Below are 17883 nucleotides of genomic sequence, written 5' to 3' on the forward strand. Positions count from 1 at the left end.
CCATGGCCAGGTTTGAACGCGCAGCGCTGTTGAAGAAGTTTCACGCCATGATCGCACGCGGCGAGCCGATCGTCGGCGGCGGCGCCGGCACCGGACTGTCGGCGAAATGCGAGGAGGCCGGCGGCGTCGACCTGATCGTGATCTACAATTCCGGCCGCTACCGCATGGCCGGCCGCGGCTCGCTCGCCGGCCTGATGCCCTATGGCGATGCCAACGCCATCGTCGTCGAGATGGCCGGCGAGGTGCTGCCGGTCGTGACCAGGACGCCGGTGCTCGCCGGCGTCAACGGCACCGATCCGTTCCGCGACATGGATGTGTTCCTCGACCAGCTCAAGGCGATCGGCTTTGCCGGCGTGCAGAACTTCCCGACCGTCGGCCTGATCGACGGCACCTTCCGCGCCAATCTCGAAGAGACCGGAATGTCCTATGCGCTCGAGATCGACATGATCGCGAAGGCGCATGAGAAGAACATGCTGACCACGCCCTATGTGTTCAGCGAGCAGGAGGCTGCCGCGATGGCGATCGCCGGCGCCGACATCATCGTCTGCCATATGGGCCTCACCACCGGCGGCACAATCGGCGCGCAGACCGCGCCAAAGCTCGCCGACTGCCCTGCCCGCATCGAGGCCTGGGCCGAGGCCGCGCTCAGCGTCAATTCGAACATCATCGTGCTCGCGCATGGCGGTCCGATCGCGGACCCCGCCGATGCCGATTTCATCATGAAGCAGACCCGCAACTGCCACGGCTTCTACGGCGCCTCCTCGATGGAACGCCTGCCGGTCGAGCGGGCGCTCACGGATCAGGTTCGCAAATTCAAGGCGATCGGCGCGCGCTAGCCGCCGTGACCAAGGGAGGAAGAGATGTCGGGGATGCTGGTCGGTGAATTGATCCTCTGGCTCATCGTCGCAATCGTCGCGATCGTCATCATCGTCTATGTCGTGAACTGGCTGTATCACCGCTCGTCGAAGGAGGTCTCCTTCGTCCGCACCGGTTTCCTCGGCGAGCGCGTGGTGATCAATGGCGGCGCCTTCGTGCTGCCGTTCATCCACGACTACACGCCGGTCAACATGAACGTGCTGCCGATGGGGATCGTGCGCTCCAGGCAGGACGCGGTGATCACCCGCGACCGCATGCGCGTCGACATCGAGGCCGATTTCTACGTCCGGGTTCAGCCGACCCGCGAAGCGGTCTCGATCGCTGCCGCCACGCTCGGCCGCCGCACCATGGAGCCCGAGCAGCTCCACACCCTGCTCTCCGGCAAATTCATCTCCGCGATCCGCTCAGTCGCCTCCGAGATGACGATGGAGCAGATGCACGAGCAGCGCGGCGACTATGTGGCGCGCGTCAAGGCCAATGCCGCCGAAGCACTGGCGCAGAATGGCCTCGAACTGGAGTCGGTCGCGATCACCGATCTCGATCAGACCGACCTCGAATATTTCAATCCCTCGAACCGCTTCGACGCCGAAGGCTTGACCCGCCTGATGGAGGACATCGAGGCCAAGCGCAAGCTGCGCAACGACATCGAGCAGGACTCGATGATCAAGATCCGCTCCCGCAATCTCGAGGCCGAGCGGCAGGCGCTGGAGATCGAGCGCGAAAGCGAGACCGCCCGTCTCGAGCAGGAACGCGACATCGAGATGCGCCGTGCCCTGCAGCGCACTGAGGTCGCCCGCGAGCGCGCGCTGCGCGAGACAGAGTCGGAGCAGGCCCAGATTGCGGCGCGCGAAGCCATCGAGAAAGCGCGCATCGCCAACGAGCAGGCGATCACCGAAGCACGCATCGCCTCGGAGCGCGAGACCCGGCACAAGGAGATCGAGCGGACGCGGGCGGTCGAAGAGAAGGAGCTGCTGGCGCGCGAGGAGATCGAGAAGGTCCGGATCGCCAACCAGCGCTCGGTCGACACCACCCGCATCGCCTCCGAGCGCGAGGTGCGCCAGCGCGAGATCGAGCGGATGCGCACGGTCGAGGAAGCCGAGATCGCCGCTCGCGAGGCGATCGAGAAGGCCCGGATCCAGCAGGACCGCGTCGTCACCGATGCCCGCATCGCCAATGAGGAGGAGACCCGGCGCCGCGAGATCGAGCGCACCCGCGCGGTCGACGAGGCCGAGATCGCCGCGCGCGAGGCCACCGAGAAGGCGCGCATCGCCCAGACCATGACGGTCAATGTCGAGCGCATCTCCTCGGACGAGCGCACCCGCGCGCTGGAAATCCAGCAGGTTCGCACCATCCAGGAAGCCGAGATCGAGGCGCAGAAGGCGGTCGAGGCCGCCCGCATCGCGCGCGAGAAGATGCTGGCCGCCGAGCGCATCGCCGCCGACCACACCACACGCAAGCTCGAGATCGAGCGCAACCAGGCGGTCGAGATCGCCGGGATCAGTGCCCGCGAAGCCACCGAAGCGTCGCGGATCGCCCAGGAAGAGCACGTCCGGGCGCTCGAGATCGCCCGCACCCGCGCGATCGAGGAAGCCGATATCGCCTCCCGCGAGGCGATCGAGGCGGCGCGGATCTCGCAGGAGAAGTCGGTCGCCGCGCAGCGCATCCGCGCCGAGCGCGAAACCCGCGGGCTCGAGATCGCGCGCACCGAGGCGATCGAGGCCGCCGAGCTGAAGCGCCGCGACGCCATCGAGCGGCAGCGCATCGATGTCGAGCTGACGTTGGAGAGTGAGCGGATCGCCTCCTCCAGGACCCGCGAAGTGCTCAACATCGACCAGAAGAAGGCGATCGAGCTCGCCGACGAGGAGCGCGTGATCGCGCTCGCCGCCAAGCGCTCCGAGCGGATCGATGCCGACCGGCAGGTCCGGCAGGCCGAAATTGTGGCGCGCAAGGACATCGACACCACCGACGTCTCCCGCGAGCAGGCGCTGGAGGCGGCCCGGATCGAGCGGCGCCGTGCGATCGAACAGCTCGAGGTCGCTCGCAACCAGTCGCTGCAGGAGGCCGAGATCGTCGCCCGCGAGGAGGTCGAACGCGCCCGCATCGCCTCCGACCGTGGCCTCGACGAGGCCCGCATCGGCCGCGAGCGCGAGCTACGCAAGCTCGAGGTCAACCGCGAGAAGGATGTCGAGACCGCGCTGATGGAAAAGGCCATCGCGCTGCATCAGAAATCACTGGAAGAATCCGCGGCACGAGCCGCGGCCGAGGACGCCCGGATCCACGCCACCGAAGCGGCCGAACGCGTCGTCACCGCGCGCGAAAGCGAGATCGCAAAGCGGCGCAAGACCGTCGAGGTGCTGCTCGCCGAAAAGCAGGCCGAGGAAACCAGGATCGCAGCCGGGGCCGAACGGGTCCGTGCCACGGTCGAGGCCGAGGCGCAGCGTCTGCTTAACGAGGCCGAGAACGTGCTGACCGATCAGGCGCGCTACTCGCTGTTCCGCCGCAAGCTGCTCGACCGGATCGAGGGCATCGTGCGCGAGAGCGTCAAGCCGATGGAGAAGATCGAGGGCATCCGCATCCTCCAGGTCGACGGCCTCAACGGCAACGGGCATGGCAACGGCACCGGACGCAGCGCCACTGACGAAGTGATCGACTCGGCGCTGCGCTACCGCGTGCAGGCGCCGCTGATCGACTCGATCCTCTCGGATATCGGCGTCGAGGGCGGCAGCCTCGCCAAGATGCCCGGCCTGATCCGCGAAGCCCGAGACATGCAAGGCATCAAGGACTCCGCGCGCAAGAGCGGCGCCGAGGAAAAGCCGCCGGCGCCCGAGGGCGGCGGCGAGCCGGCGCGACCTGAGCGCACGCCGCGCAAGAAGGACTGAGCTCACGCCATGGCACGGGTTTACGTTTCCACCGTCGTCAACGCCCGCAACGACCGGGTCTGGGCCCGCGTCCGCGATTTCAACGGGCTGCCGAACTGGCATCCCGCGATCGCCGAAAGCCGGATCGAGGGCGGCGAGCCCTCCGACAAGATCGGCTGCGTCAGGGATTTCCGGCTGCGCAACGGCGATCGCATCCGCGAGAAGCTGCTCGGGCTGTCCGACTACGACATGTTCTGCACCTATTCGATCCTGGAATCGCCGATGGGCGTCGAGAACTACGTCGCGACGCTGCGGCTCACGCCAGTCACCGACGGCGACCAGACCTTCCTGGAATGGACCGCCGAATTCGACTGCGCGCCGGAGCGCGAGACGGAGCTCGTCAACAATATCGGCGGCGGCGTGTTCCAGGGCGGCTTCGACGCGTTGAAGCGGGCGTTCGGAGGATAGACCGTGCCGCATATCGTCAAAAGCACGATCCTGGATGCGCCGACCGATGCGGTGTGGGCCGTGCTGCGCGATTTCAACGGTCATGACCGCTGGCATCCGGCGGTCGCGAGCAGCGGCATCGAGCGCGCCCAGCCGTCCGACAAGATCGGCTGCGTCAGGCGCTTCAAGCTGAAGGACGGCGCCGAGCTGCGCGAGCAACTGCTGGCGCTGTCCGATCTTGAGCAATCGTTCAGCTACTGCCTGCTCGATACGCCGATCCCGATGTTCAACTACGTGGCGCATGTCCGTCTGCTGCCGGTCACCGATGGTGACCGCACCTTCTGGCACTGGGAGTCGCGCTTCACGACGCGAACCGAGGACAGCGAGCGCATCACGCGGATGGTTTCGGAAGACATCTACCAGGCCGGCTTCAACGCCATCCGCCGGCATCTGAAGGAGGCCGCGTAAGCGGAGAGCACCATCATGCCAGTCACGGTGAAGACCTTCACCAGCACCCATGACGCCGCGGCGGCGCTGTCCTCGGATCGCAGCGCCCGCTATCTCGGCGGCGGCACGCTGGTGATGCGGGCGCTGAACGAGGGCGACATCTCGATCTCGACCATCGTGCGCGCCAGCGACCAAGCGATGACACGGATCGATGCCACCGGCTCGCGCATCACGCTCGGCGCCGGCGTCACCTTCGCCCGCGTCCTGGCCGAACGCGACCTCGCCTTCCTGCACGCCCCGGCGCGCTCGATCGGCGGGCCGGCGGTGCGCAACATGGGCACCGTCGGGGGCAATCTGTTCGCGCCGGTGCCGTATGGCGACTTCACGGTCGCGATGCTCGCGCTTGATGCCACGGTGTCCGTCCAGGGCGGCCTCGGCGGGCGCGAGATTCCGATCGAGGAGTTCCTGCAATCGCGCGACCGGCAGGCCGGATCGCTGGTGCTGGCGATCTCCTTTGCCAGGCCCGGCAGCATTGAGGCCTTCCGCTACCGCAAGATCGCGCGCATCAAGCCCAACGGCGGCGCGGTGATCACGCTCGCGGCGCACCTGCCCGTTAACGGCAGCCGCATCGTCGGCGCCCGCGTCGCGCTTGGCTCGATGGCGCCGACGCCGATCCGCGCCCGTGCCGTCGAGCGCGCGCTCGAAGGCCGCGCGCTCGACGCCTCCACCATCAGCGCAGCTGCTGCGGCAGCCGTTGAGGGAACGTCACCCGGCGACAATGCGCTCGCCAGCGCCTGGTATCGCCGCGAGATCGTCGGCGTGCATCTCCGCCGTCTGTTGTCCGGTCAGGAATAATTCGTGATGGCCAAGACTGCCCTTCAATTCCAGCATAACGGCCGTGACGTCGCGATCTTCGTCGACGGCGGCACCAACCTTCTGGTCGCGCTCCGCGAACTGATCGGCGACATGACGCCGAAGTTCGGCTGCGGCCAGGGCGGCTGCGGCACCTGCAGCGTGCTGATCGACGGCGAGCTGCATCTCTCCTGCCTGACGCTCGCCGAAACGGTCGCCGGCCGCTCGGTCGAGACGCTCGACGGCGTCAAGGACGGCCCCAATCTGCACCCGCTGCAGCGCGCCTTCGCCGACAATTTCGCCGCGCAGTGCGGCTACTGCACGCCCGGCATGCTGATGGCCGCGAAGGCGCTGCTCGACCGCAATCCGCAGCCGAGCCGCGCCGAAGTGGTCGAGGCGATCTCCGGCAACATCTGCCGCTGCACCGGCTACGAGCCGATCATCAACGCCGTGCTATCAGCCGCTTCCGGCGGCCGGGCGCGTGCGTAAGGGAATAGTGCCATGCTGGAATTGCGCAAGGACATCTTCGCCGACGAGCGCGACGACAATCTGAAGGAGATCGGCAAAGGCACGCAGCGCCAGGATATGCTCGGCCATGTCACCGGCACCTCGCCCTATTTCGATGACCACAAGCTGCAGGGCATGCTGCATCTGAAGGTGGTGCGCAGCGCGCATCCCCATGCAAGACTCCGCCGCATCGACACCTCGGAGGCCGAGCGGTCGCAGGGGGTCCGGCGTGCGATCCGCGCCTCCGACGTGCCGCGCAACCTGAACACGCTGCTCAGCCTGATCAATTTCGGCAAGGACGACGAGCCCTCGCTCGCGGTCGACAAGGTGCGCTACAAGGGCGAACCCATCGTCGCGATCGTCGCCGACAGCCCGCGCGAGGCCTATGAGGCCATCGCAAAGGTCAAGATCGACTATGAGCCGCTGCCGGCGGTGTTCGACGTCGAGGAGGCGCTGAAGGCGGGCGCGCCCGTGGTCAACGAGGTCTATCCCAAGAACACCTTCACCTATCACGAGACCTATGATCACCAGCAGCTGCGCTTCGGCGATGCCGACCGCGCACTCGCGACGGCCGACCATGTGCTGGAACAGCGCTACCAGATGTCGCCGATCGAGCACGCGCCGACCGAAACCAACGGCTCGATCGCAGCTCCCGACACCAACGGCCGCTACATCGTCTACACCTCGACGCAGGCGCTGTTCTTCTCGGTGGACACCTGCGCGAAGATCCTCGACGTGCCTTCCAATACCTTCCACTTCATCGGCGGCACCGTGGGCGGCGGGTTCGGCGGCAAGGTCGATACGCTGACCGAGCCGCTCTGCATCCTCGGCGCGATGCTGACCGGTCGCCCGGTGCGCTATGTGTTCGGGCGCGAGGAGGAGATGCAGTACGGGCCGCCGCGCGGCGCCGAGCGCATCTACATCAAGGACGGCGTGATGCGCGACGGCCGCATCGTCGCCCGCAAGGTGCGCGCCTACTTCGACAGCGGCGCCTATACGCGGCTGTCGAGCTATGCAGCGGTGAAATGCGCCGCCCATCTGCCCGGCCCCTACACGATCCCGAACGTTCATGGCGACGTCTACTGCGTCTTCACCAATCGCACGCCGGCGACCGCGATGCGCGGCTTCGGCGTCACCGCGATGGATTTCGCCATCGAATGCCAGATGGACAAGCTCGCCCATCTCGTCGGCATGGACCCGATGGAGTTCCGGATCCTCAATGCGTATCGCGACGGCGACATGAAGGCGCACCGCCGCGAGGCCAAGAACACCGCGCTGATCGAATGCGTGCAGGTCGCAGCGGAGAAGGCCAAGTGGCCGCTCCGCGAAGACTTCAAGCGGATGTCGTCGCGCAAGGATGGTGGCGGCGCGCGAGCCGCCGTGACGCCGACCCCGCGCGAGCCGCATGCACCGCCGGCCTCACCATCCCAGCAGCGCACGACGTATGACCGCGCGCCGGCCGCGACCCGCGAGCCGCCGCCACCGCCGCCCTCTTCGCCGCCACCGTCGTCTCCGCCGCCGCGGCCGGGCGCGCCGTCGCACGGCGCCACCCGCTTCTCTTCCGTCTTCGGCACCAGGAGGCGCTGACCATGACCCGGCATCGCGGACGCGGCATCGCGTCGGTCAACTATCCCATCGGCATGAACCTCGGCGGCGATCCCAGCCAGGCGCTGGTGCATTCCAACCCGAGCGGCAAGTTCACCGTGGCGCTGTCCTCGATCGACCTCGGCCAGGGCATGAAGTCGGTGACGCGGCAGATCTGCGCCGAGACGCTCGGCGTGCCGGTCGAGGACGTCTATGTCGACACCGCGGATTCCGACACCGGCCCGCACTGCATGGGCTCGTTCGCCTCGCGCGGCACGCATCGCGTCGGCAACGCCGTAATGGCGGCTGCGCGCGAGGCACGCGGTGTGATGATGGAGGCCGCCGCCGAGGAACTGGAGGTGAATGCCGCCGACCTCGAGACCGACGGCCGCGGCAATATCCACGTCAAGGGCGCGCCGCATCGCTCGATCTCCACCAAGGACGTCGCCATCGCCGCGCAGTTCAAGCAGGGCAAGACGATCTCCGGCCGCGGTATCTTCCTGGTGCCGCTGTCCGACGTCGACCCCGAGACCGGCGAGATGTCGCCGGCGACATGCTACGCGCATGCCTGCCTGGTCGCCGAGGTCGAGGTCGACGACGAGACCGGCGAGGTCGACATGGTCCGGATGGACTCCGCCTATGAACTCGGCCGCGCGCTCAATCCACGGCTGGTCGAGCAGCAGCTAGTTGGCGGCGCCTGGATGGGCGTCAGCCACGCGCTCTACGAGACGCCGGAGCCTTATTATCCGGAGCCGGTGCACGGTCCGCGCGACTTCGTCGAATATCTGATGCCGGGTCCGGGCGACATCTGCCCGCACGACATCGCGGTGCTGGAACGCCCGGCGCCCGACGGTCCGTTCGGCGCCAAGGGACCGGGCGAGATGTGCGCCAATCCCGTGCTGCCTGCGGTCGCCAACGCAATCTTCAACGCGGTCGGGGTGCGGATCGACGATCTCCCGATCACGCCGGAAAAGGTGTTGCGCGCCATCAGGGCGCAAGGCGGCGCGCGTCCGCAGCCACGGCGCTGAGGTTTCTCCATGCCGGTCCGCAGCAACATCGTCGGCATCGACAGCCCAGAGGCGCTGGAGAAGGCGCTGCGCGCGGCCTATTATCTCGCCGACGACGGCATCGCGACCGCCTCCTATCTCTCGCTTGCGCTGGGCAAGCCGCTGTTACTCGAGGGCGCGCCGGGTGTCGGCAAGACCGAAGCTGCAAAAGCGATCGCCGCCGTGCTCGGCCGCAGGCTGATCCGCCTGCAATGCTACGAAGGCATCGACGCCGCCGCTGCCCTCTACGAGTGGAACTATCCGCGCCAGATGCTGGCGATCCGGCAGGCCGGCGAGGAGAGCATCGATATCTATGGCGACGCCTTCCTGATCGAGCGCCCGATGCTGGCCGCGCTGCGCGCGCCCGACGCGACGGTGCTTCTGATCGACGAAATCGACCGCGCCGATCAGGAGTTCGAGGCCTTCCTGCTCGAATTCCTCTCCGACTTCCAGATCTCGATCCCCGAGCGCGGCACGGTGCGCGCTGCAGAGCATCCGGTCGTGGTGCTGACGTCGAACCGGACGCGCGATCTGCACGAGGCGCTGCGGCGGCGCTGCGTCTATCACTGGATCGATTATCCGAATGCCGAGCGCGAGGCGCGCATCGTGATGATGCGGGCGTCCAGCGTCGCCGAGGCCACCGCCCGCGCGGTGGTCGCCGCCGTCGGCCGGCTGCGCCGCGAGCCGCTGAGCAAGGCGCCCGGGATCGCCGAGGCGGTCGACTGGGCCGAGGCCGCGACCCTGCTCAACAAGGGCGGCGCGCGCTGGCCGGACGCGTTCAAACGCTCGATCGGCGTCGCGCTGAAGGACGAGGAGGATCTGCATTTCATTTCGCCCCGGCTCGATGCGATCATCGCGGAGGCGGCCGCGTGAACGACGACCTGCAGCTGCCGCGCGCCGCGCGGATATTTGTTTCGTTCGTCGCGCTGCTGCGCGCCAACGGCTTTTCGGTTGCGCCGGAGCAGACGACGAGCTTCCTCGCGGCAATCGAGCTGCTCGGTCCGCGCAGCCTGGAGCACATCCGCCTGGCCGGGCTCGCGACATTGGCGCCGCCGCCCCAGCGCCGGGCGACGTATGACCGGCTGTTCGACATCCACTTCCGCGGCGCCGAGGCGATCGAGCAGGCCGAGGGTGAGGACGAAGAGGCCGTTCGCCTGCAGGAGGAAGGCCGCGGCGAGGACGAGCCGCCGCTTGCCGACGAGGCCAATGAGTCCGGCCTCGCCGCGGCGCGCGCCGAGGCATTGGTCGAGCGCCGCTTTGCCCAGACCGCGACCAGCGATCCGCTGCGAAAACTGTCGCGCGAAGCGGCACGGCGGCTGCCGCGACGGCGCGGCCACCGGCGCCGTCGCGCACGCAGTGGTCCGTTCGCCGATCTGCGCCGCACGCTGCGCGACAGCGTCCGCAATGACGGCGAGGTGCTGCGGCTCGGGCGGACGCGACGCCGCCAACGCCCGCGCAAGATCCTGTTCCTGATCGACGTCTCCGGCTCGATGAAGGCGCGCACCGAGGAGAACATGAAGCTCGCGCATGTGCTGGTGCAGGCGGCCGGCAATGTCGAGGTCTTCACCTTCGGCACAAGACTGACCCGAGTCACGCCGGCGCTGCGGCTGAAGCGGCGCGAGCAGGCGCTGAACGCGGCCTCCTTCCTGGTCAGCGACTGGGACGGCGGCACAAGGATCGGCGATGCGCTGCAGGCGTTCCTCGCCGTGCCGCGATTCGGCGGATATGCCCGCGGCGCCGCGGTCGTGATCGTCTCCGACGGCCTGGAACGCGGCGATCCGGCTGCGCTGCGCGATGCCGTGGCAAAACTGTCGCGGCGGGCCTGGCGCGTCAGCTGGCTGACGCCGCTCGCAACCTCGCCCGGCTTCACGCCGCAAACCGAGGCGCTGATCGCGATCCAGCGCTTTGTCGACGATCTCGTGGACGGCGGATCCAGCGCGGCTGTTGTCGCGCATCTGCTGTCGCTTGGAACAAGGAGAGCCGCGTGACTGGCATTGTCGACGGACATCATCACATCTGGCGGCAGGCCGATCTCGCCTGGCTGTCCGGCCCGATGCAGCCGCGCATCTTCGGCCCCTATGAGCCGATCCGCCGCGACTATCCGATCGAGGAGTATCTCGGCGACCTCAAGGGCACCGGCGTCAACCGCTCGGTCTATGTCCAGACCAACTGGCCGAACGGCCAATTCGAGGACGAAGCCGCCTGGGTGCAGCAGACCGCGGACCAGCACGGCTGGCCGCACGCCCTCGTCGCCTATGCCGATTTCTCCGTCGCCGACGTCCGCCCGCAACTCGATCGATTGAAGCGCTATCCGCTGGTGCACGGCGTGCGCATGCAGCTGCACTGGCACGAGAACCCGCTGTACCGCTTCGCCGCGCGTGCCGATCTCTGCAATGATCCCGTGATCCGGCGCAATGTCGGCCACCTCGCCGACTACGGCTGGAGTTTTGACCTGCAGGTGTTCGCGCCGCAGATGGCCGATGCGGCCGGCCTCGTGGAGGCTTGCCCTGACGTGACCTTCATCCTGCAGCATGCCGGCATGCTGGAGGACCTGTCGCCGCAGGGCCGCGCCACCTGGCGCAGCGGGATGACGCGGCTCGCGCGATGTCCGAATGTGGTGTCGAAGCTGTCCGGGCTCGGCACCTTCATCCATCGCAACGATGCCGCGCATATCGCCGGCGTGGTGACCGATACCGTCGCGATCTTCGGCGCCGACCGCTGCCTGTTCGGCTCGAACTTTCCGATCGAGAAGCTGTGGACCAGCTATCGCGATCTCGTCGCCGCTTTCAAGGCGGCAGCCGAACGGCTGAGCCCCGAACAGCGCGATGCGATCTTCAGCACGACGGCGGCGCGGGTCTATCGGCTACAGCCATAGCCGCACCGCGGGGTCGAACATAACAACGAACACGAATTGGGAGGGAGACAGATGCCGCTAGAGATCAAGATTCTGGACTATGGCGATATCGAGCTGGAATCGAGCTTCCTCGTGCTCGGGCACAATTGCGGCCGCACCCGCCGCGTGCTGACGCTCGGCTTCCTGATCCTCGGCGGCCCCTATCCCGTGCTGGTCGACACCGGCTATCGCTCCAACCAGATCATGGAGATGCTCGGCATGCGCGGGCTCCAGTTCCACGAAAACATGATCGAGAACCAGCTCGCCCGCCACGGCGTGCGGATGGGCGACGTCCGCTTCGTCTGTCACACCCACCTGCACATCGACCATGCCGGCAAGGACGACCTGTTCCCGATGAACACGACCGTCGTGCTGAACCGCAAGGAGCTGGAATACTCCGTCTCGGGCCTGATGCACCCGCAGTATCCGGCGCCGGACATCAAGCACCTGATCGACCGCCTGCACACCAAGAGCGCGCTGCGCTTTCTCGACCTCGAAATCACCGGCCCGGTCGAGCTGATGCCGGGCGTCTATTGCGACGCTGCCAACGCCCATACCGAAGGCTCGATGAACATCCATGTCCACACCGCCGACGGGATTGCGACGATCTGCGGCGACGTGATCTATGATTTCAACGACCAGATCGTGAATCCCTTTAACGAGATCCACGACGCCGAGCCGCGCACCACGGGCAACCACGGCACCAGCAAGCGCGCCGAGAAGGCAGCGATCAAGAAGCTGCTCTCGAGCTCCCGCTATCTGCTTCCTGTGCACGATCGCCCGGCCAAGATCGAGGGCGGCATGGTGGTCGGCCGCCTGCATGACCAGGTACCCGGGCCTGTCGTGCAGAGCCTGCCGCAGCGCAACTGGTTCCCGGCGTAGAGGATCGAGGCGATGACGCATGTCACGCTGCGCAGCGAGTTCGAAGACCTGATCGATCCCTACGCGCCGGTCGGCCAGGTTGGGACCGGCTTCGATTTCACGGAGGGACCGATCTGGCATCCGGCCGATCATTTCCTGCTGTTCTCCGACATGCCGGGCGATGTGCGCCGGCGCTGGGATGCGCGGCGCGGTGTCGTCGAGGTCAGGCGGCCATCGAACAAATGCAACGGCATGACCTATGACGCGGAGCTCAATCTGATCGTCTGCGAGCACGCGACGTCTTCGCTGATCCGCGAGCGGCCCGACGGGCGGCGCGAGGTGCTGGCTTCGCATTACGAGAACCAGGAGCTCAACAGTCCGAACGATGTCTGTGTGCATTCCTCCGGCGCGATCTATTTCTCCGATCCTTGGTACGGCCGCATGCCGGTCTATGGCGTCGAACGGCCGCGCCAGCTCGGCTTCCAGGGCGTCTACCGCGTGCCGCCCGGCGGCGGCGCGCCGAAACTGCTGGTCGACCGCTACCTGTTCGAGCAGCCGAACGGGCTGTGCTTCTCGCCCGACGAGCGCATCCTCTATGTCAACGACACCGTGCAGGCGCTGATCCGCGCCTTCGACGTCAATGCCGACGGCTCGCTCGGCAATCCGCGCGTGTTCGCCTCCGGCATCCGCTCCGAGCTCGAGCCCGGCCTGCCCGACGGCATGAAGTGCGACCAGCGCGGCAATGTCTGGGTCACCGCGCCCGGCGGCGTCTGGGTCTATTCGCCCGCCGGCGACCTGCTCGGCAAGGTCCGCCTGCCCGAGCTCGTCGCCAACCTCGCCTGGGGCGGCGCCGACTTCCGCACGCTCTATCTGACCGCGGCCCATTCGGTCTATGCGATCCCGACCAAGGTCGGCCCGCGCCACGAGCCCTATATGAGCGGCAAGCGCGGCGGCGCCGGCGCCGCCTCGTCGACGCCTGCGCCGAATCTCGCCGCCGGCGAGATGCAGCTCGATCCGCAACGCTGCGCGATGATCATCCAGGACATGCAGAATGACGTCATCATGGACGGCGGCGCGTTCGCCGAGTCCGGTGCGCCCGCACACGCCCGCCAGCAGCATGTCGTCGAGAATGTGCGCCGCGTGGCCGAGGCTGCGCGAGCGCGCGGCGTCTCCATCATCCATGTCTGGTTCGTCGTCGAGCCGGGCGCGCCCGGCGTCACGCTCAATGCGCCGCTGTTCGAGGGGTTGGTCGACAGCAAGGCGATGGTGCGCGGCAGCTGGGGCGCGGCACCGGTCTCGGGGCTCGAACCGCGCCCGGGCGACTTCGTGGTCGAGAAGATGCGGATGAGCGCCTGGGAGGGCACCCGGCTCGAGACCATCCTGAAGGCGACCGGCCGCGACATGATCATCAATACCGGAGCCTGGACCAACATGTCGGTCGAGCACACCGCGCGCACCGGCGCCGACAAAGGCTATTTCATGATCGTGCCGGAGGATTGCTGCTCGACCATGAATGCCGACTGGCACAACGCCGCGATCAATTTCGCGCTCCAGAACGTCTCCGTCGTGACCAACGCCGACACCGTGATCAAGGCACTTGGCTAGGGAGGCGCGGTGCCGAAGCTGCTGCACCTTAACTGCTCACCGCGCCCCGACTCGGAATCGGCGGCCGGCGCACGTGCCTTTCTCGATCGCTTCCGTCGGGCGCGACCGGACTGGGAGATAGACGCGATGAACCTCTGGCGCGAGCCGCTACCGGAATTCGATGGGTATCTGCTCGAGGCCAAATACGCCCGGATCGGCGGCAAGAGCTTCACCAATTCGCAGCACGACGCCTTCGTAATCGCCGAGCGCCTCGCGCTGCGGCTGTCGCTGGCCGATCGCGTGCTGATCTCGACGCCGATGTGGAATTTCGGCATTCCCTACAAGCTCAAGCAATGGCTCGACGTCATCATCCAGCCGGGGCTGGCCTTCCGCTTCGATCCGGCGCAGGGCTACCTGCCGCTGCTCAAGGACCGCCCGACGATCGTGATCCTCGCAAGCGGCAGCGACTTCGTCACCGGCATGAACCGCGGCCGCATCGACATGGCAACGCCCTATCTGCGCGAGGCGCTGCGCTTCATCGGCATCAGCGACGTGCGCTTCGTACCGATCGGCCCTACCACCGGGCCCACCGAGCCGATCCGCGCCGCCCGCGAGGCGGCGCACCGGCGGCTGGTGGAGATGGCGGGGAGGTTTTGACCTGCTCTTACCACATCGTCGTCCTGGCGAAACCCATAACCACCGAATCTGAATGTAAACGAGATCGTGGCCCCAGCGCAGCATCACAATTGTCATTCGGGGTAATGGGTCCTAGGCTTTCGCCACGACGACGACGTGTGTTGACTGAGGTGTGAGCCGTGCATCGGCACCCAGGGGTAGAACCACAGACGCCCTCGGCCATCCCTACGTTTCCGCGGCGGGAAAGACCAGCCTGCACAACAATCCCGGCGCATTGTCGCGCAATTCGATCCGTGCGCCGTGCAGGCTCGCGACCGCCGCGACCAGGCTGAGGCCGAGGCCGTTGCCCGGCGTGTAGCGGCTCTGCTCGAGCCGGTAGAACCGCTTGAAGACGCGGTCGTGCTGCTCGGCGGGTATCCCGGGGCCGTCATCGGCGATCGAAATCACCGCGCCTCGCTCATCGTTGTCGCAGGTCACCGTCACCCGCCCACCCGCGCGGCCATGCTTGATGGCGTTGTCGACGAGATTGGCAATCGCATCGAACAGCAGGTCGCGGTCCCCGGTAACCAGCACCGCCCGATCGCCGGCAAGGTCGAGCCGGGTGGTAACCTCCTCAGCCGCGGCATCGTAGAGCTCGACCACCTCGGCGGCGATCTCGACGAGATTGACGGTGCGAAACGCACCCTTGCGGGCTCGCGTCTCGATCTCGGAAATCCGCGTGATCGACGCGAACATCCCGAGCACCGCGTCGAGATCGGCGATGGTGTCGCCGATCAACGCAGCATCCCCCTCGCCGCTCCGCGGGGCGTGATAGGCCTTCTCGAGCCGGCCGCGCATCCGGGTCAGCGGCGTGCGCAGGTCGTGGGCGATATTTTCGCTGACCTGCTTGACGTCTCCCATCAAGGTCTGGATCCGGTCCAGCATCAGATTGAGATTCTCGGCGACGCGATCCCATTCGTCATGGCTGCCGCGAAGCGGGATACGCTGGTCGAGGCCGGAGAGCATGATAGCGCGACTGGTCGCATTGATCGACTCGATCCGGCCGACGGTTCGCCGCGTGACGCCGATGCTGGCAGCAGCCGCAAGCCCGATGATCAGCACGACGACGGCAATGCCGGCGGCCCTGATCTGCGCCATGAAGCCGTCGAGATCGCTGATGTCATGGCCGACCAGCAGCCGATCGCCGTTTGACAGGGTTTCCGTCACGCCTCGCAGCAGGGAGGGGCCCGAGGAAAGCTGTGGCAGGGAGGCACGAAATTCAGCCCATCCCTTCTCGGCAGCGCCCGCCGGCCACTGTCTGAGATTTCCCGCCAGCACGGTCGATCCGGGACCGACCAACAAATACACATGATCGGCAAAGCCCTTGTCCGCGACGCGTTGCGCGATCAACGCGGTCAGGCCATCGCGGCCGGACCGCGCATAGGCATCATCGAGGCTCGCCTGCTCGGTCCTGATCGCGCGGTCGGATCTGTCGCGCACATAGGACAACGTCGACCAGTAGACATAGGCGAAGATCGCGGAGACGATCAGGCCGAAGACACCGATGGCGATCAACGCCAGGCGGAACGTCGACGACTTGAGGGTCTTAGCCAGGAGCACGGAGGCAGTACCCGATGCCGCGGATCGTGTGGATCAGCGGATAGGCTTGCTGGTCGTCGACCTTGCGGCGCAAACGTCCGACATAGACGTCGATGATGTTGGTCGAGGGATCGAAGTGCAGGTCCCACACATGCCGCAGCAGCATGGCGCGCGACACCACGCGGCCCTCATTGCGCGCCAGGTATTCGAGCAGCTGGAATTCCTTCGGCAGCAGCGGAATCCTGCGGCCGCGGCGGCTCGCCGTCCGCGAAATCAGATCGATCGCGAGATCGCCGACCCGCAGGATGGTCTCCTTTGCAACGGTCTCGCTGCGGCGGCCAAGGGCCTCCAGCCGCGCCAGCAGTTCGACAAAGGAGAACGGCTTGACAAGATAGTCGTCGCCGCCGGCGCGCAAGCCACGCACCCGGTCGTCGACTTCGCCGAGCGCGCTGATGATCAGGAACGGCACTGCGATGCCGCCGTCGCGCATCTGACGCATCACCGTGATGCCGTCGATGTCGGGCAGCATGCGATCGATGGTGATCACGGCATAGTCGCGCGCCGCACCCTGGCTCAGCGCCTCGCGGCCGTTCGCCGCCAGATCCACATCATAACCGCTGGTGGTGAGCTCCTCGACGAGCTGATCCGCGGTTTCCGGGTCGTCCTCGACGACGAGAATGCGGCGGTGAGCACCGGTCATATTCCTGAACTCTCCGAGCTGTGTCGAACTCTCCGAGTTCTCAAACTCTCCGAGCGGCAGCCCCGCGACGATCGCCGCCAGACTATCCCATTCCGGGGCAGGATGGAACGTCTGGCGACGACCGCGACAACGGTGCGGTTGGTTGGGCGATCACCAATAGTCCCCGCACACATTGACCCATTGCAGACCGTAAGCCGTCCATACCCTGCGGTAGCAGCCGTAGTCATAGCCGGCATAGAGATAGGGCGCACCGATGAACGCGAAGCGATGGAAGCGGTGATGGCGTAAGAAGCCGCCATGATGGAAGAAGCGCGAACCGCGGAATCCGGCGCCGGCAAAGCGCGGGCCGATTGCCGGTGCACCGACGAAGCGGGGACCACCAACGCGCCCGCCTGCGAAATGCCCGCCGCCGCCCATGGCGGCGAACGCCGCGCCACCACCACGCATTCCGCCGCCGAAACCACCGCCATGCATGCCGCCGCCAAAGCCGCCACCGTGCATGCCACCACCCATGGCACCCATAGCGCCGCCGTGGCCGCCACCGAAGCCGCCGCCGCCGCCGCCATGTCCGCCGCCACCACCGCCGCCTCTGGCGAGGGCAGCGGGTGCAAGCGCAACGCTGACAGCGAGCGTCGCTGCCGTGAGACACGTGAGAAGCCTGTTCTTCATAAAACCCTCCCTGATTGGGACCGCGGCGAATTCGTATCGCCGCACGCGAGCATGATCAGAAGACGCAAGCCGATGCCCGACTTCAACTGACAAATGCGCCAGATTCTGACACCGGATTTAGAATTCGCGCGCCGGCATGCCGAGCGGCAGTTGCCCGGACCGGCGGCCACGATTGCGTTGGCCGGGATCGACGGACATTTGGCTGGAATCGGCGGATAGCGCTCGTTGAATCGATCGGCCGCGGTTCTTAATCCTGCAGCTGTCGGAGAACAACGACGGCGTCGAGGGATCGCAGACCCGCTTCACAATTTGTCAATCACCGGACTCTGCCCTCCCCGCGGCCGT

At 66.9% G+C, this 17883-nt stretch carries 17 protein-coding genes; 14 read left to right on the forward strand and 3 right to left on the reverse strand.

What is annotated here, in order from left to right; translation table 11 throughout:
* Positions 1-2 precede the first annotated feature (2 nt).
* Genes ACZBJS_RS12925 through ACZBJS_RS12990 form a run of 14 tightly spaced genes read left to right on the forward strand, consistent with a single transcriptional unit; the run spans position 3 to position 14612 of the window.
* Positions 3-836, forward strand: a complete 834-nt coding sequence (locus ACZBJS_RS12925; protein ID WP_141343038.1) for a phosphoenolpyruvate hydrolase family protein — start codon at positions 3-5, stop codon at positions 834-836.
* 24 nt (positions 837-860) lie between these two features.
* Positions 861-3755: a flotillin family protein gene (locus tag ACZBJS_RS12930; protein WP_141343039.1), complete on the forward strand. Its 2895-nt coding sequence runs from the start codon at positions 861-863 to the stop codon at positions 3753-3755.
* 9 nt (positions 3756-3764) lie between these two features.
* Positions 3765-4202: an SRPBCC family protein gene (locus ACZBJS_RS12935; protein WP_028338488.1), complete on the forward strand. Its 438-nt coding sequence runs from the start codon at positions 3765-3767 to the stop codon at positions 4200-4202.
* A 3-nt stretch (positions 4203-4205) separates the two neighbouring features.
* Positions 4206-4649 carry an SRPBCC family protein gene (locus tag ACZBJS_RS12940; RefSeq protein ID WP_141343040.1) on the forward strand — a complete coding sequence of 148 codons (444 nt, stop codon included), beginning with the start codon at positions 4206-4208 and terminating at the stop codon, positions 4647-4649.
* Between the two features lie 15 nt (positions 4650-4664).
* Positions 4665-5483, forward strand: a complete 819-nt coding sequence (locus ACZBJS_RS12945; protein ID WP_141343041.1) for an FAD binding domain-containing protein — start codon at positions 4665-4667, stop codon at positions 5481-5483.
* Between the two features lie 6 nt (positions 5484-5489).
* Complete coding sequence (locus ACZBJS_RS12950; protein WP_141343042.1) at positions 5490-5969, forward strand: (2Fe-2S)-binding protein; 480 nt, start codon at positions 5490-5492, stop codon at positions 5967-5969.
* A 12-nt stretch (positions 5970-5981) separates the two neighbouring features.
* Complete coding sequence (locus ACZBJS_RS12955) at positions 5982-7574, forward strand: xanthine dehydrogenase family protein molybdopterin-binding subunit (RefSeq protein WP_316394006.1); 1593 nt, start codon at positions 5982-5984, stop codon at positions 7572-7574.
* 2 nt (positions 7575-7576) lie between these two features.
* Entirely contained in the window at positions 7577-8599 is a 1023-nt protein-coding gene (locus ACZBJS_RS12960; protein ID WP_021075858.1) for a xanthine dehydrogenase family protein molybdopterin-binding subunit, read from the forward strand.
* Between the two features lie 9 nt (positions 8600-8608).
* Complete coding sequence (locus ACZBJS_RS12965; protein ID WP_028338483.1) at positions 8609-9490, forward strand: AAA family ATPase; 882 nt, start codon at positions 8609-8611, stop codon at positions 9488-9490.
* The gene (locus ACZBJS_RS12970) at positions 9487-10605 is read left to right on the forward strand and encodes a vWA domain-containing protein (RefSeq protein WP_316393999.1); all 1119 of its coding nucleotides are present in this window, start codon (positions 9487-9489) and stop codon (positions 10603-10605) included. Before ACZBJS_RS12965 ends, ACZBJS_RS12970 begins: the two co-directional genes overlap by 4 nt.
* The gene (locus tag ACZBJS_RS12975; protein WP_316393997.1) at positions 10602-11492 is read left to right on the forward strand and encodes an amidohydrolase family protein; all 891 of its coding nucleotides are present in this window, start codon (positions 10602-10604) and stop codon (positions 11490-11492) included. The genes ACZBJS_RS12970 and ACZBJS_RS12975 overlap by 4 nt, the downstream gene beginning before the upstream one ends.
* A gap of 51 nt (positions 11493-11543) precedes the next feature.
* Entirely contained in the window at positions 11544-12392 is an 849-nt protein-coding gene (locus ACZBJS_RS12980) for an MBL fold metallo-hydrolase (RefSeq protein ID WP_316393995.1), read from the forward strand.
* A 12-nt stretch (positions 12393-12404) separates the two neighbouring features.
* Entirely contained in the window at positions 12405-13976 is a 1572-nt protein-coding gene (locus tag ACZBJS_RS12985) for an isochorismatase family protein (RefSeq protein WP_316393993.1), read from the forward strand.
* Positions 13977-13985: 9 nt separating this feature from the next.
* A complete protein-coding gene (locus tag ACZBJS_RS12990; RefSeq protein WP_316393991.1) occupies positions 13986-14612 on the forward strand; it encodes an FMN-dependent NADH-azoreductase in 627 nt (208 codons plus the stop codon).
* A 204-nt stretch (positions 14613-14816) separates the two neighbouring features.
* Here ACZBJS_RS12990 and ACZBJS_RS12995 read toward each other — a convergent pair whose 3' ends face one another.
* The 3 genes from ACZBJS_RS12995 to ACZBJS_RS13005 all read right to left on the reverse strand — a co-directional run bounded on the left by ACZBJS_RS12995 (position 14817) and on the right by ACZBJS_RS13005 (position 17538).
* Complete coding sequence (locus tag ACZBJS_RS12995) at positions 14817-16190, reverse strand: sensor histidine kinase (RefSeq protein ID WP_316393989.1); 1374 nt, start codon at positions 16188-16190, stop codon at positions 14817-14819.
* Positions 16177-16869: a response regulator transcription factor gene (locus ACZBJS_RS13000; protein ID WP_168855370.1), complete on the reverse strand. Its 693-nt coding sequence runs from the start codon at positions 16867-16869 to the stop codon at positions 16177-16179. Before ACZBJS_RS13000 ends, ACZBJS_RS12995 begins: the two co-directional genes overlap by 14 nt.
* Positions 16870-17019: 150 nt before the next feature.
* Positions 17020-17538, reverse strand: a complete 519-nt coding sequence (locus ACZBJS_RS13005) for a hypothetical protein (protein ID WP_076826967.1) — start codon at positions 17536-17538, stop codon at positions 17020-17022.
* Between the last annotated feature and the right edge of the window lie 345 nt (positions 17539-17883).

The organism is Bradyrhizobium sp. KZN70725, from assembly GCF_055264925.1.